Raw genomic sequence first — 15,707 nt, 5'->3', positions numbered from 1 at the left:
CTATCTGGCGAGCGGTGCGTCGCATCTGCCACAATAGCGCCCTGGCAACTAAAGGAAAATATCTTGCGCCGCGCCTGTTTACTCATCCTTGCTCTACTCATCTGTGCCGCCTCTGTGGGCGCTTCGCCCCTACCGGCGAACTGGCACTCTGGCTACGCCGCCGAACCCGTATTTAACGGCAAGGTGTTCTGGGTAGAAGCGGGCAAAGAAAACCCCGACACCATACTGCTGGTACACGGTTTGGGGCAAAACGGTTGGCGTGACTGGCAAGAGTTAATACCCCTGCTGGCGCGCGACTATCGGGTGCTGGCGATCGACCTGCCCGGCTTTGGCCGCTCAAGCGCCCCGGCGGGTAAATATTCGCCAGAAAACTACGCGCGCATGATTAAAGCGCTGGTAGACAAAGCCGGTATTCAACGCTTTGCGTTAATCGGCCACTCTATGGGCGCCAATGTCGCCTTGCGTTTTTCCACCCGCAACCCAAATTATTTAACTCACCTGGTGCTGATTAGCGCCGCGGGCATTCTCGAGCGCAGCAGCTTCGCCCAGTACTCCGCCGCCATGCCCTTGCAAAGCGATCTGCTGCCAGCACTGCAGCAATTGCCAGAGCCACTGCGCGACAACCTAAGTCTAATGGCACGCACATTGGGCGGCGACCTGTTGCGCTGGGACGCCCTACCCGACCCTGACTTGCTACTAAACACCAGCGATAACAATTGGGCAACCGCCCTGCAGGGCCGGCCCAACCTCAACGCAGCGCTGGCACTGGTGCAAGAAAATTACTCCGGCGAGCTGAACAAGCTGACCCTACCCAGTTTAATTTTATGGGGAGAGGACGATCCGCTCACACCGCTGCGCACCGGTCAATTACTCAATGGCCAACTGCCCAACTCGCGCTTAAAAACCTTTGCCAACATGGGTCATATGCCCATCCACTACCCGGAGCTGATTTACCCGGTAATCGAAGAATTTTTTACGTCGCAAAACACCGCCGCTAACAAACCATTAAGCGACCTCAAGCAAAAAGGTGACTTCCATTGCAGCGGCCAGAATAATCAAACATTAAGCGGGCGCTACAGCAGCATTCACATTGACCGCTGCGATAATATTCAGCTTTATCAGGTGCAAGCACAGTCGGTTTACATCAGTCAAAGTCAGGTGAGCATGCTGGATGTCAGCATCACAAACCCGGGCACGGGTTTGCAGGTAGAGCAGAGCAAGGTTTCAGCCACCAACCTGAAAATAAACGCAGAGCGCGCCATAGTGGCCAGCCAGAGTGAACTGGACCTTGCCGGCGCTTCACTGGTAGGGGAAAAGTCCGCCCTCACCAACCTGGCGCCCAACCTTTATATTTTTTCTGTCAGCGACATCAACAGCGCGGGTAAGTCAAAGCTAATGCATGGTGTGTATCGGCTGGGGGCGCCCTGAAAAAAAGCTCAAACTATAATGACCGTAAGCAGCACTGTATTAGCGCTCGTCATCGTTTGCGCGACTGATTTGCCGCAATCGCGACGCCGATCTCTGCCACAGCTTTGCTCCCTCTTCAGAGTTATCAAGCTCAAGCTGCGTCTCTTCACGCTGTTTCTGCAACAATTGCTGACGAAGCTTTTCGCGCACTTCGGTAGGCACCTCTACCGGTGCGTTTAACGTATCCACCTCGTGCAGAATCAACCGCCCCATGCGATCGAGCAGAGCGTCATCAACTTGCCCTGGCTGATACCGGTAGCGCTGCACTCCGGGTGCACTAAAGTTTTTTAACAACACCACAATGCACTGCTGCTCAGAGTCGGCCTGTACTCGCATGGCAAGCTGCAGCGGCCCCTCCAGCGTAAACAGCGCGCTTTGCAACCTGTGCCTGCTGTTAAGCTGATCGCGCCGATGGTACTTAAAGTTGTAGCTGTTTAGGTAGGTGCAGTAACTGTCGATAGCGGCGCGGTCGCGAATGTCGTACTCGACAGACTCAGTGAGCTTGGCACTGAGCCGAACATCCAACTGCCTGGGGTTAGCGGAGCTATCAATAACCAATTTATAAGCGCTTTGCACTAACTCGATTTTGCTCTGGCGATCGGGCGCTAAAGGGTAGGCGATATGACGCTCTGGCTGCACATAATTAATTTGCTTAACCAGCTCATCCAGATAGCTCAGCACCTGAAGCATAACCGGCTGTAAAGATTGCTCGTAAAATGCCTGCTGCGCCGCCTTGCGCTGGGCCTCTTCGGCCTCGGCGGCGCGCATACTGGCGGCCTGTTGTTTTAATTCGTCGAGAATTCCCATAGCTCATCCGCTGTGCTGTTCACTCTTCGGCAATGATAACGTAATTGGCGCGCTATTTTTCTTTTACGCACAAAAAAGGCCGCGCCCTGCGCAGCCTTTTTACCACTTCACCGTGACGAAATCAGAACGGAATATCGTCATCAAAGCTGTCAAACCCACCGGCCGGTGGTTGAGGCTGTGCGGGTGGTTGCTGGGGCGCCTGCTGCTGATTAGGCTGCCCCTGGGGCTGGTTAAAACCGCCCGCTGCCGCACCAGCGGCTGCCGCCGGTGCGCCGTAGTTTTGCTGGCCACCGCCGTAATTTTGGCCACCACCATAGTTATCCTGGCCGCCGCCGTAATTACCCTGGCCGAAGTTGCCGCCGCCTTCGCCGCCGCGAGAGTCCAGCATTTGCATTTCGCTGGCGACAATTTCAGTGGTGTAGCGGTCCTGTCCGTCCTGGCCCTGCCACTTGCGGGTACGCAGTGAACCTTCAATGTACACCTTGGAGCCCTTGCGCAGATATTCACCGGCAATTTCCGCCAGGCGATTAAAAAAGACCACGCGATGCCACTCGGTGCGCTCTTGTGGCTGGCCAGTGTTTTTGTCTTTCCACTGATCTGACGTCGCCACACTGATATTCGTTACGGCGCCGCCTGAGGGCATGTATTTGGTATCCGGGTCTTGCCCCAGATTACCCACCAAGATGACTTTGTTAACGCCACGCGATGCCATAATCTTCTCCTGAGAATTGCGTCTTCATTCGTTAGCGGGCCACTTTAACACAGTGGCCGAATTATTCAGATTCCAATAGCTTTGCGATTGCCGCCCGATCAACCCGGCGCGAATCGACCTTTAAATAAACCATATCTTCACCGGGTACGATCAGCACCTCGGCCACGCCTTCTTGCGCGGCCAGCAGCGGCTCTATCGCCGCCGGGTCGCGACCATTAAGTGGCAACAACAAACTCGCCAAGTAACGTGGCGGCGCCATTCCCCGGGCCAGGCACCACCATAGCCCAACCACCAGCGTGCACACTCCCAGCACCAGTGTCACACCACCTAACTGGTAAAAAATGCCGCCCGCAGCGCCGCCGCAAAAAGCGCCCAGAAACTGCGCGGTGGAATAAATGCCGGTGGCTGTGCCCTTCGAGCCTGCCGGCGCAAGCTTGCTCACCAGCGACGGCAAGGTGGCCTCGAGAAGGTTAAAGGCCATAAAAAAGGCGAACAAACCAATCAACCACCACACGAGTCCCTGAGGCACAATCGCCAGCCACAGCAGCGACAGCGCCAGCAGCGCCACCGCCAGTAAAAACACCGGTTTCATTTTGCGCCGCTTTTCCGCCACGATAATAAACGGCAGCATGGCCACAAAAGAGCCCGCCAACACCGGCAAATACACCAGCCACTGATGCGCCCGCGCCACCCCCAGAGGCCCGCTAAGCATCAGAGGTACCACCACAAACGTAGCCATCAGCACAAAGTGCAAGGCAAAAATACCGGCGTCCAGGCGCAGTAGCTCGCGGTTGCGCAGGGTTTGCCACAGCAGCTGCGGCACCGCGCCGGATTCGCGCCGCCGGGTGCGGCTCAGCGCCACTTTTGGTACTACAAACAAGGTAATGGCGATACCCAGTGCTCCCAGCGCCGCGGTCACCCAAAAAATCAGGCTCAGGCCGCCCCAGCCCGCTAGCGCCGGGCCTAACACTAAAGCCAGGGCGAATGACACGCCGATGGATGCGCCGATACTGGCCATCGCCTTGGTGCGGTTTTCGTCCGAGGTTAAGTCAGTCACCAGTGCCATCACCGTGCTGGCTATAGCGCCGCCACCCTGCAGTAGCCGCCCGAGAATCAGCCCCCAGATGGAGTCGGCGATGGCGGCGATTACCGAGCCGGCAATAAAAATCAGCAAGCCCGCAATAATGACCGGCTTGCGACCAATTTTGTCGGACAGCACGCCAAAGGGAATTTGCAATAATGCCTGCGAAGCGCCGTAAGCGCCCAGCGCCAAACCCAACAGCGCCGCACTGGCCCCTGTGTAGCTGGCGCCATAAACACTCAACACCGGCAGCACCATAAACAGCCCCAACATGCGAAACGCATAGAGCGAAGACAGAGCCATCACGGCGCGGCGTTCAAATTGGGCGGGACGGGGCGTCACGAATAAACCTAAACCAGTGGTCGAAAAGAGCGGAATTCTACCAGAGATTCCCCCGTATCGGAGCCGCCCCTGTCTTGTAATTACCGTATAATGGGCGGTTTTTGAACGAATCACAGGTGAGCTTTTGGATACCATCTACGTTCGCGGCGCGCGCACGCACAACCTGAAGAACATTGACCTGGATATTCCCCGGGACAAGCTGGTAGTGATTACCGGCCTGTCCGGCTCGGGCAAATCCTCGCTGGCGTTCGACACCCTCTATGCCGAGGGCCAGCGCCGTTACGTCGAGTCGCTTTCTACCTACGCGCGCCAGTTTCTGTCGATGATGGAAAAGCCGGATGTCGACCATGTAGAGGGTCTGAGCCCCGCCATCTCCATCGAACAAAAGTCCACCTCGCACAACCCGCGCTCCACCGTGGGCACCATTACCGAAATTTACGACTATCTGCGCCTACTGTTTGCCCGGGTGGGCGAACCGCGCTGCCCCGAGCACGACATTCCGCTGGCGGCGCAAACCGTGAGTGAAATGGTCGATACCGTATTGGCGCTGCCCGAGGGCACTAAGCTAATGCTGCTGGCACCTGTGGTGCGCGACCGCAAAGGTGAGCACTTACATACCTTAGAGAGCCTGAAACGCGAAGGCTTTATTCGCGCCCGCATTGACGGCCTGCTGGTAGATTTAGACGATGCCCCCAAGCTGGATAAAAAGAAGAAACACAGCATCGATGTGGTGGTGGACCGCTTTAAAGTGCGCGATGACCTGCAAATTCGCCTCGCGGAATCTTTCGAAACCGCCCTAAACCTCAGCGAAGGCTTGGCCGGCATCAGCTTTATGGATGGTGAGCAGGAGGATCGACTGTTCTCCGCCAAGCACGCCTGCCCGGTGTGTGACTACAGTCTAAGCGAACTGGAACCGCGCCTGTTTTCTTTCAACAACCCCGCAGGCGCCTGCCCCACCTGCGACGGCCTGGGCGTAAAACAGTTTTTCGATCAGAGCAAAGTTGTGCTCTACCCCGAAGCGTCGCTGTCGCAGGGGGCGATTCGCGGCTGGGACAAACGCAATATCTACTATTTTCATATGCTCACCTCGCTGGCTGAGCACTACGGCTTTGATGTGGACACCCCCTGGGAGGCACTTACCCCCCAACAACAGAGCGCCATTTTAAATGGCTCGGGCAAAGACTCTATTCAGTTTAATTACGTCAACGAGCGCGGCGATGTCATCAAGCGCAACCACACCTTTGAAGGTGTCATTCCCAACCTGGAGCGCCGCTACCGCGATACCGAATCAGCCAGCGTGCGCGAAGATCTGGCCAAGTTTCTGTCCACCCAGCCCTGCCCCTCGTGCAAAGGAACCCGCCTGCGCCAAGAGGCACGCCACGTATTTGTGGATGAAAAAACACTGCCGCAAATGGTTGAGCTGCCCGTGGGCGAAGCACACAGCTACTTTGAGGCGCTGGAATTCGAAGGCGCCCGCGCCGGCATTGCCGACAAAATATTAAAAGAGCTGCGCGACCGCTTTCGCTTTTTGGTGGACGTGGGCCTTAACTACCTGACCCTGAACCGCAGCGCCGACACCCTGTCTGGCGGCGAGGCGCAGCGCATTCGCCTAGCCAGCCAGATAGGCGCGGGGCTGGTGGGCGTTATGTACATTCTGGATGAACCGTCCATCGGCCTGCACCAGCGCGACAACGAACGACTGCTGAGCACCCTCACCCACCTGCGCAACCTGGGCAACACCGTGATTGTGGTAGAGCACGATGAAGACGCCATTCGCCTCGCCGACCATGTCATTGACATAGGCCCGGGCGCGGGAGTGCACGGCGGCCAGGTCATTGCCGAGGGCACGGTAGACGACATTATGGCCAACGCCGACTCCCTTACCGGGCAGTATTTGTCGGGGCGCAAGCAAATTGCCGTACCCGCTAAACGCACGCCCGTTAACGCGGATAAAATACTCACCCTCACTGGCGCCACCGGCAACAACCTGCAAAACGTCACCCTGGAGCTGCCACTGGGCCTAATGACCTGTGTGACCGGCGTTTCTGGCTCGGGTAAATCCACCCTGATTAATTCCACCCTTTACCCCATTGCCGCCACCGAACTGAATGGCGCCAGCACCCTAAAACCAGCGCCCTTTAAAAGTATTACCGGCATGGACCAACTGGATAAGTGCGTGGATATCGACCAGAGCCCCATTGGCCGCACACCCCGCTCTAACCCCGCCACCTACACGGGTATTTTTACTCCGGTACGCGAGCTTTTTGCAGGCACCCCCGAAGCGCGCTCGCGCGGCTACAAAGCCGGGCGTTTTAGTTTTAATGTCAAAGGCGGGCGCTGCGAGGCCTGCCAGGGCGACGGTGTTACCAAAGTTGAAATGCATTTTCTCGCCGACGTGTACGTGCCCTGCGATATCTGCAAGGGCAAGCGCTACAATCGCGAAACCCTGGAAATAAAATACAAAGGCAAAAACATTCACGAAGTGTTGGAGCTGACCGTAGAAGAAGGCCGCGAATTTTTCGATGCCATTCCATCGGTAGCCAACAAACTGCAAACCCTGATGGATGTGGGCCTTTCTTACATTCGCCTGGGCCAGGCGGCAACCACGTTATCTGGCGGTGAGGCGCAGCGCGTTAAGCTGGCCAAAGAGCTGTCAAAGCGCGACACAGGCAAGACACTTTATATTCTCGACGAACCCACCACCGGTTTGCATTTTGGCGATATTCAGCTGCTGCTGGACGTACTGCATCGACTGCGCGATCACGGCAACACCATCGTGGTGATTGAACACAACCTGGATGTCATTAAAACGGCCGACTACCTGATCGACCTGGGCCCCGAGGGCGGCAGCGGCGGCGGGCAGATAATTGCCACCGGCACGCCAGAAGACGTAGCGCAAAACAAAGCCTCCTACACCGGGCATTTTTTAAAACCCCTGCTAAAGGCAAAGCAATAACCTCTGCAGAATTTATAAGAGCCGCACTATTTATAGGGGCTGCACTGCGGCTCTTATAAATTACTCAAATAAGCACTATTAAAGGCATTTATTGGTCACCCTGAATAATCTTTCCTAATCTAGTTGGCGAGCCGTTCCATCACCCACCGCGCAAGTAAGCGAGGACTCCGATGCAGAACACCGCTGAAAACACCGCCCAAACTCCCGAGCCCGCCCCCCGGGTAAGTGAATCTTTTAACACTGAGCCCGATTTAAGCGGCTCCGCCGAAGACAAAATTAGCGCTCTGTTGGCGTTGGCAGACATACAAGTCAACGGCCAGCGCCCCTGGGATATTCAGATTCATAACCCGGACACCTACGCCCGCATCTTGAGCCGTGGCTCACTGGGTTTTGGCGAGTCTTATATCGAAGGATGGTGGGACTGCGACGCACTGGATGAAATGTTCACCCGCTTACTGCACGCACGGCTACCCACCAAGCTTAAAGGCATGGCCAAGGTACGGCTTGTTCTGTCAGCAGCGCAACACGGCCTGTTTAACTTTCAAAGCCGCGCTCGCGCCTTTGAAGTGGGCGAAGCCCATTACGATATCGGCAACGAACTTTACACCCGCATGCTGGACTCCACCATGAGTTACAGCTGTGGCTACTGGGCCGAAGCCGAAAACCTTGAGCAGGCACAATTTAATAAGCTGGATTTAATTTGCCGTAAGCTGAAACTCGAACCCGGCATGAGCCTTTTGGACATTGGCTGCGGCTGGGGCGGCCTGGCCGAACACGCCGCGCGCCATTACGGGGTTAAGGTAACGGGGATAACCATATCCAAAGAACAGAAAAAACTCGCCGAGCAGCGCGTAGCGGACTTGCCAGTTGAAATAAAACTGATCGACTACCGCGAGCTCGACGGCCAGTTTGATCGCATTGTCTCGGTGGGCATGTTCGAGCACGTTGGCCCCAAAAACTATCGCACCTATTTCACCACCGCCGCCCGCTTACTCGCGCCCGAGGGTTTGTTTTTACTCCACACCATTGGCGAAGAACACACCTCAGTCACCCCCGATGCCTTTATTCACAAATATATTTTCCCCAACGGCAAAGTCCCATCGCGCGAGCAAATTACCCACGCCAGCCTAGACATATTACGCCTGGAAGACTGGCACAATTTCGGCCCGGATTACGACAAAACCTTAATGGCGTGGAAGCAAAACTTTGAAGCCAGCTGGAGCGAAATTGCCGAACAATACTCTCCCAGCTTTTACCGCATGTGGCGCTACTACCTTTGCAGTTGTGCGGGGTACTTTCGCGCCAGGCGCGGGCAGCTCTGGCAGTTGGTATTCAGCAAGCCAGAAGCAATGGGTGAATACCGCAGCTTGCGCTAAGCCTGCAAACGGCCCAGGCGAACGAACCCCGCGTAACCTCCTACCAGCCGTGCCACACGCCGATGATAAAGCGCACGCACCACCTGGTCGGCATTTTTACCGCTCGAACTTGCGCCACAAACCCAGCGGCGACCGCTGGCGTTCGACTTGCTGATCAACGGTTGTCGCGCTAGCATAGCCAGCCCCAATTGGACTGCGGCCACGCTTTCAGAACCATCGCTAAGGATATTTACGGCTATGCAAGAACCTCTCGCCGGTGCTGGGCACCTATATATTGCTCCCCCTTTTGTCAGCTGGCCGCTCCATGAAGCCGAGCGCCTGGTGCTGCCTCAAAACGGCGAGCAGGCACAGCCTTTACACGAGACTCTGGCGAACGTACTGCTGTTATGCAACCAATGGCGCAGTCTCGATGAGCATACAGCTATTGCGATTAAAGAAATGCCGGCCTTGCAACCTCACGCCCAGCAGATCCACCAGGGCTTAGAACACATGGTCAAGCAGGGGCTGTTGGTAAGCGCTGAACAACTTGCACAAAACTACGCAAACTCGGCCACAGCCAGCACCGAACACGAAAGCATCAAGACCCTTTATGTGCGAACCTTTCGCTGCCCGCAGGCATTAGAACGACTATTAAAGAGTGTGCAAAACGGCCGCAGTGGCGCCTCGATAAACACCCTTGTGGTTATCGATGACGCCCGCGAAGAGTCGGACCTGGAGCACAGCCGAAACCTGCTGGACTCCTATCGCGATAAATTATCGGCGAACCTGATTCACATAACACGTGCAGATAGGGAGCGCATGGCGGACACCTTAGCAACTGCCTCGGGCGCAAATGCTGACCACTTGCAGTGGTGGCTAAACGGCGATCCAAATGATCCCGAAATGAGTGCCGGAGCAACGTTTAATACGGCCCTGTTGCTGAGCGCTGGGACAACCACCGCACTCATAGATGACGACGCCCAGCTCACCCCCATTGGCGCCCCCGAAGACACCGCAGCAATAAAAGTCGCCTCGGACGAAAATGCGAAATGGACTATGTACCCTAGCGACGAGTCCATGGAAAGCGCCTGGTCAACATTGGATCTCGACCCGCTGGCGGCCCACAGCCGCTGGCTGGGTCAATCGCTATCCACATTGGCAGAACAAACGCCTCAGCGAGAGAGCTTTTGGCAATCTATTACGAGCGCCGACCTGCACTGGCTGAAACCCAACGCGCAGGTAAAAATAAGTGTCAACGGCATTTTGGGCGACCCCGGCACCGGCAGTGCCAGCTGGCTCTACACACTACCAACAGAGCAGCTGGCCCCCTGGCTAGAAAGCGAAGAATCCTATCGCCGCCTAACATCTCAACGCCTTATGGCGCGCCAATCTGAAGGGCAAAAGGTATTACCACACCACACCCTGCTAAGCCCACTAGTGGGGGTCGATAACCGCCAACTAATGCCCCCCACCTTTCCCAATGGCCGCGGTGAAGACCTGCTTTTTGCCGACCTGGTTTGTTGCGTATACCCAGAAAGCTTGTTTGCCCAGCTTCCGTGGATGCTGAAACACGAACCAGAGCAGAAACGAAAGTTTGACCAGGAAGACTTATTAACCCCTAGAAGCGTCTCAGCCTGTCAGGTGCTGGCCGAATATCTACACAAGCTGCGCGACACCATACCCAGCGCCACGACCAACACCCGGCTACAGTGGCTGGGGCAATCTTTGCAAGCTCTGGCGGAGGCACCGAACGAAACCCTGGCGACTGACTACCAATGCCATCTGACCAGTAACCGCGCCAATATGTCGAGCGAGGTGATGAACAACTTGCGGACACTGCAGCCGCCGCCCTATTTAGCCGCAGACATGCAACAACTGCTGGCAAACTGCCGCCAGGGCCTGGCCAGTGACCAACAGAATCAACAGCAGGTTCTTAATCAAGTACGAGACCGCGCCGGCCACTACAGCCAAGCCCTCAATAGCTGGCGCCTGGCGTGGGAACATTGCCGTCAAATCGGCGAAGCGAACACCCTGGAAATGGCACTCAAGGCCCCCGACGCTAACAACCGCAATCAGCTGCTGAGCTTTCTGCGGTTGCGCAAATAGGTGAGTTAACACCAGCCCCCAAAAGCAGACTTGCCCAAACTTTTACGGACGCTAGCCATTGAGCTCAGAATCAATACCAGCCACTACTGTTTTACATATTGGCAAATTCCATCCACCACACCGTGGCGGTATGGAAACCTATCTGCGCGATTTAACCACCGCACTTGAGCAACAAGACATTCATTCTATTGCTCTGGTGCATGCCTCCCCTCAGGGCAACCAAGATGAGCCCGCGCGAAGCGCCACCAAAGTCTTTCGCGTACCGGTGTGGGCCAACCTGCTTTTTACCCCCATCAGCCCCAGCTTTCCCTGGCACCTCAACCGCCTGATAAAAAACGAAGCCCCGTCTGTGTTGCACCTGCATATGCCCAATGTCTCGGCATTTTGGGCACTGCTCTTACCCCGAGCCCGCAAAATTCCCTGGGTGGTGCATTGGCATGCGGATGTTCCAGTGAAGGCGCTTAACCGTGGGGTGCGCTGGTTTTACCGCCTGTACCGACCGTTTGAGCAATGGGTACTGCGCCGCGCTTCGGTCATTGTGGCGAGCTCGCCGCCTTATATGCAAAGCAGCCCGGCACTTGCCGCCTACCGCACAAGCTGCCGGGTAGTACCACTCGGCATTCCCGAACCGCAGTTGGGCGCCTTACCCGCCGCCGCGAGGTCAAAACCTAAACTAGGCGTCATTGCCGTGGGCAGGCTTACCTATTACAAAGGTTTTGATGTACTGCTTCGAGCGCTAACCCAGTGCCCCGACGTAGAGCTAGAAATAGTCGGTGAGGGCGAGCGACGCCAAGAGCTCGAAGCGCTTATCGAGCAACTGCACTTGGAAAAGCGAGTAAATTTACTCGGCAACCTTTCGGACGACGAACTCGATCAGCGACTGCGAGCCAGTGACTGCCTGTGTTTGCCGTCTATTGAGCGCACAGAAGCATTCGGCATAGTGCTACTGGAGGCAATGGCCCAGGGCAAAGCTTGCGTAGTCACTTCAGTGCCCGGCACAGGCATGTCGTGGATTGTGCAGCACAATAAAACCGGCTTAGTGGTACCGCCTAGCGATGAAAGTGCACTAGCAGAGGCGTTAAATCAGCTGACGGGCGACCCGCTTCTGTGCAAAACTATGGGTGAGGCTGGTTTGGCTCGTTTCAAAGACGACTTTACCATTGACGTTTCGGCCGCAGCGATGGCAAAAATCTACCGCGAATTGGTGTAACGGCTCACTCCTCGCAAGAATATTACAGTATTACCATAGAATATCCTTGTCGCCTCGCCTATACTGCCCCGTTTTCAAAACGCGCTCTGAAAAATAGGATATTTTGTGACAACACGAGCCAGTGTTTCGCCCAGAGTTGGCGTCATCATTCCCGCGCTAAATGAAGCAGCCTCAATCGGCAAGGTGATTTCCACCCTGCGGGCTCAGTGCGACTACCCGATAGTGGTTGTCGACGACTACAGCAGCGATGATACCGGCGATGTCGCCTCCCAAGCGGGCGCCTTGGTATTGCCGTTGGCCACCCGGCTGGGCGCCTGGGGCGCAACGCAAACGGGAATTCGCTACCTTTTGCAACAAGGCTTCGACATAGTAGTCACCCTAGATGCCGACGGCCAGCATGAGCCGGACGCACTCCCTACCCTGTTAGAGTCTGTTATCAAAGGTAGCGCCGACGTCGCCATAGGCACCTGCCCGGGCCGGGTTTCGCGCCTGCGCCTGCTCGCCTGGATGATGATGAAAACCACCTCTGGCCTGCGCATGGAGGACATCACCTCGGGTTTCAGAGTGTACAACCGCCGCGCCATGGAAGTGTTAGCCGATGCGCGCGCCACTTTATTGGATTACCAAGATGTAGGAGTGTTGCTGCGTTTGCAGGCCGCCGGACTCAAGCTGCTGGATGTACCGGTGCAAATGGGCGATCGCTGCGAAGGGTCATCGCGGGTTTTTCACTCCTGGCTTGTTGTCAGCCGCTACATGCTGCAGACCCTGGTGTTGGGCCTATCCAAACGCCGATTGAGCGCACGAATGGAGAGTAAGACATGATTTTATGGATTAGCGCTACCCTTGGCTTGATAGTGGCAACCACTATTCTGGTTCTGATTCGCCGCGATAAATTGCACGTGCGCCACGGCGTTTTCTGGGTGCTGGTAGCCTTAGTATTCGCAGGTCTGGGCTTTGCCCCGCCCATGGTGGACTGGCTGGCCAAAACTGTGGGAATTGGCTACCCGCCCATACTCGCTCTGGTAGCCGCCATCGCCGTGCTGGTTATCAAGATTTTACTGATGGACATTGACCAGGCCCATCAAGAAGTACAGCTACAACGCCTGATTCAACGGGTTGCCATGCTGGAAGGCAGCTTACGGCAGAAGGCCAAAAGGAACGACGACGCCTCCGCATCATGAACCCTTTGTTGCTATCCATATCCCTGCTGCTGCCGTGGGTTGCAGGTGCTTTGGCTTTGCACCCGCTACGTCAAAGACTAAGCCTTACCCCTACGGGATGGCTTGGCTACGGCTACTTTCTCGGCGCTACCCTGATAACCGCAAGCGCCTTTCTCGCGTGGCAACTTCCCTGGCTGGCCACAGCAAAGGGGTTACTCTTTTGCCCTGCGATGCTGGCCCTGGGTTTCTACTGCGGCGCCAGATGGCTAGCTCGCCGGTTACCGATTCCAGAGCCTTTAATTTTATCGGCCGCCTCTTCAGGCCAGCGCTGGCTGACCTTTCTGCTTGTGGCAATCATTGCCCTGCATCTGGGTATCGCCGCGTGGGAGCTGTACCTGCGCCCGGTCTACCCCTGGGATGCCTGGCAAACCTGGATGTACACCGCGAAGGCCTGGTATTTCAACGGCGCTCCGGCGGACATAGTCTCGCCCGGGCAGTGGTTTAGCCAAACCGATACGGACAACTACACAGCTCAGGGGCACCACTATCCCTGGCTGCTACCCGCACAATCCTGGTGGCTGGCAAGCCTGGTGGGCAGCTGGCAAGACAACCTCGCTGGCTGGCCCACAATGTCGGCCGCTATCGCCCTGGGCCTGGCTTTGTGGGGCCAAGCGGTAGCGGCTAGCAGCAAACGCCTGCTGGGCCCCTTGGCTGCATTACTGCTACTGTCCCTGCCACTACTTAACACCCATATAAGCTTGGCAGGCTATGCCGATTTATGGCTCGCAGGGTTTAGCGGCTTAGGGTTAATAGCCATAGCCCGAGGGCTGCTGGAGTCACACCGGGGGCAACTACTGCTGGGGGTTGTAGCCCTGGCACTGGGGTTATTAGTCAAACACGATGCCATCATCTGGCTGACCTGCGGCCTGATTGTTATCTGCCTACTCAAGCTGCGACTACGCACATCAGCGGTAATTCTGGCGCTGGCCGGCGCACTGCTGTTATCGATTTTGGCATTTGGCTTTTCGCGCTTCGAATTACAGCTGCACACTGACTTTGTCAGCTACGGGCAACTGCTGTGGATTGCCGATAGCTGGCATCTGCTTTGGTACCTGCTACCGGCAGCCCTATTGTTAGCACTACTGCCTCGCACGCCAGCAAGAGCTACCGCGAAAATCATTAGCCTAATATTTGCCACCCTTTTCGCTAGCCAATTAGTACTATTCTGTACGACAAACGCAGGCAGCTGGGTCGGCACCGCCTCAAGTCGATTACTCTTGCAGGTTTCACCCGTTTTTATTTTTGCACTGGTATACCTTGCAGGCTCAATTCCAATAACGGCACCTTCAGGGCATAAATGGCGCAGCTTTCTCGCAGTTTTAGCAGGAACCGCGTGCTTCCTACTTTTATTTGTTGTTTGGCTGCTCATCGATACTTCAAATGGCGAGTACGAACCCGAAGCTAATCTGGACCTCGAAGCACAGCAGTTACAGGTTGTGTATGGCTCAATGCGCAAAACCCGCGCAGGACTACTGCTGCCGCCGGGCAGCGACAGGCATGCCGTGCTAAGCACTGGCCCGGTGCGATTTAACGCTGAGAACCTTGAAATCCTTAATGTAGATATAGAAGGGACAGGCCATAGTAAACAAACCTTATTTTGGCGCACTAAAACCCGACCCACAGAACCTTTTAGCCGAGAATTGATCTTTGGCGCCGGGCCAATCATGCTAAGTGACGACAGTAACTGGCGGGGTGAAATTATTGAGATTGGAATCGTTCTCTACGCCAACTCGAAACAGCCCTTGGTCCTCCACGGCCTAGAGCTTGAAGCGGCCACCCCCCAGGCCTTGCTGGATTTCATCGCAAGTGACTGGGCCACCCCCGAATACTGGGATCAAACTTCGGTCAACCGCACCGAGCTGAGCGCAACCACTAGCCTGCCATCGCTACCCGTTCTGGCCGGGTTCTGGGTGCTGTTCTGCTGGGTTGCTTTGCTTGTGACTAACAAGCGCGCCGCCGCGCCAATGTATCCGATGCTTGGTGTAGCACTTATTGCCTGGCTAGCTGTAGACGCGCGCTGGCTGCACAACAGCTACCACCAAGCACTGGCTACCCAGGCTCACTACGCTAATACCAACAATCACGAGGCGCTGGAATCGGCCAATGACGCAGCAAACATGGAATTTGCACAGCAATTACGCGAGCAACTCGGGCCAGAGCCGCAACGCGTCATTGTGGTGGAAGCGGGCGATCATCATAAATTCGTTTCGCGGCGGCTTAAGTATGCCCTTTTGCCCCACGCGGTGTACGTTAATAATGGCCGCCTGCCACGCAAACGCGCAGCTGCAGCGGGTGCTGTCATTTGGCTCACGGATGGCCAAAGCAGCTCTCAGGCGAACTGCCCGAAACCACTGCAAAAAGTAAAACCAAGCCTCATCACCCCGCTAGGTGTGTTATGCAAACAAGCGCAACACGCCGAATAAGGGTCCAACAAAGAACACGTACGACAAA

The 15,707-nt window shown here is 56.0% G+C and carries 12 protein-coding genes; 8 read left to right on the top strand and 4 right to left on the bottom strand.

The window, feature by feature from the left end:
- The first annotated feature begins 63 nt into the window (after window positions 1–63).
- On the top strand, window positions 64–1,428 hold the full coding sequence (locus NHM04_RS14020; RefSeq protein WP_254264388.1) for an alpha/beta fold hydrolase: 1,365 nt from the start codon (window positions 64–66) through the stop codon (window positions 1,426–1,428).
- A 39-nt stretch (window positions 1,429–1,467) separates the two neighbouring features.
- Here NHM04_RS14020 and NHM04_RS14015 read toward each other — a convergent pair whose 3' ends face one another.
- From NHM04_RS14015 to NHM04_RS14005, 3 genes are all read right to left on the bottom strand, one after another.
- Window positions 1,468–2,274, bottom strand: coding sequence for a hypothetical protein (locus NHM04_RS14015; RefSeq protein ID WP_254264387.1), 807 nt, complete (start codon window positions 2,272–2,274; stop codon window positions 1,468–1,470).
- Window positions 2,275–2,395: 121 nt separating this feature from the next.
- Window positions 2,396–2,986: a single-stranded DNA-binding protein gene (ssb, locus tag NHM04_RS14010; protein WP_254264386.1), complete on the bottom strand. Its 591-nt coding sequence runs from the start codon at window positions 2,984–2,986 to the stop codon at window positions 2,396–2,398.
- A 61-nt stretch (window positions 2,987–3,047) separates the two neighbouring features.
- Complete coding sequence (locus NHM04_RS14005) at window positions 3,048–4,409, bottom strand: MFS transporter (RefSeq protein WP_254264385.1); 1,362 nt, start codon at window positions 4,407–4,409, stop codon at window positions 3,048–3,050.
- Between the two features lie 124 nt (window positions 4,410–4,533).
- Here NHM04_RS14005 and uvrA point away from each other — a divergent pair, with 124 nt between their 5' ends.
- Entirely contained in the window at window positions 4,534–7,365 is a 2,832-nt protein-coding gene (uvrA, locus tag NHM04_RS14000) for an excinuclease ABC subunit UvrA (RefSeq protein ID WP_254264384.1), read from the top strand.
- Window positions 7,366–7,535: 170 nt separating this feature from the next.
- Window positions 7,536–8,741 carry a cyclopropane fatty acyl phospholipid synthase gene (gene cfa, locus NHM04_RS13995; protein WP_254264383.1) on the top strand — a complete coding sequence of 402 codons (1,206 nt, stop codon included), beginning with the start codon at window positions 7,536–7,538 and terminating at the stop codon, window positions 8,739–8,741.
- Here the strand turns inward: cfa and NHM04_RS13990 are convergent.
- Window positions 8,738–8,917, bottom strand: a complete 180-nt coding sequence (locus NHM04_RS13990) for a hypothetical protein (RefSeq protein ID WP_254264382.1) — start codon at window positions 8,915–8,917, stop codon at window positions 8,738–8,740. The genes cfa and NHM04_RS13990 overlap by 4 nt on opposite strands.
- A 61-nt stretch (window positions 8,918–8,978) precedes the next feature.
- On the opposite strand from NHM04_RS13990, the gene NHM04_RS13985 reads away from it, so the two are divergent.
- The 5 genes from NHM04_RS13985 (at window position 8,979) to NHM04_RS13965 (ending at window position 15,679) form a co-directional block, all read left to right on the top strand.
- A complete protein-coding gene (locus NHM04_RS13985; RefSeq protein WP_254264381.1) occupies window positions 8,979–10,826 on the top strand; it encodes a hypothetical protein in 1,848 nt (615 codons plus the stop codon).
- Between the two features lie 130 nt (window positions 10,827–10,956).
- Entirely contained in the window at window positions 10,957–12,036 is a 1,080-nt protein-coding gene (locus NHM04_RS13980) for a glycosyltransferase (RefSeq protein WP_254264380.1), read from the top strand.
- A gap of 105 nt (window positions 12,037–12,141) precedes the next feature.
- A complete protein-coding gene (locus NHM04_RS13975; protein ID WP_254264379.1) occupies window positions 12,142–12,858 on the top strand; it encodes a glycosyltransferase family 2 protein in 717 nt (238 codons plus the stop codon).
- Window positions 12,855–13,217, top strand: a complete 363-nt coding sequence (locus tag NHM04_RS13970) for a DUF2304 domain-containing protein (protein ID WP_254264378.1) — start codon at window positions 12,855–12,857, stop codon at window positions 13,215–13,217. The genes NHM04_RS13975 and NHM04_RS13970 overlap by 4 nt, the downstream gene beginning before the upstream one ends.
- Window positions 13,214–15,679 (top strand): hypothetical protein, encoded by a 2,466-nt coding sequence (locus NHM04_RS13965; RefSeq protein WP_254264377.1) that lies wholly within the window; start codon window positions 13,214–13,216, stop codon window positions 15,677–15,679. The genes NHM04_RS13970 and NHM04_RS13965 overlap by 4 nt, the downstream gene beginning before the upstream one ends.
- Window positions 15,680–15,707 lie beyond the last annotated feature (28 nt).

This window comes from Gilvimarinus sp. DA14 (assembly GCF_024204685.1).
GTDB lineage: Bacteria > Pseudomonadota > Gammaproteobacteria > Pseudomonadales > Cellvibrionaceae > Gilvimarinus.
The sequence above is the reverse complement of the archived record's forward strand: the minus strand, read 5'-3'. Positions and strand labels throughout refer to the sequence as shown.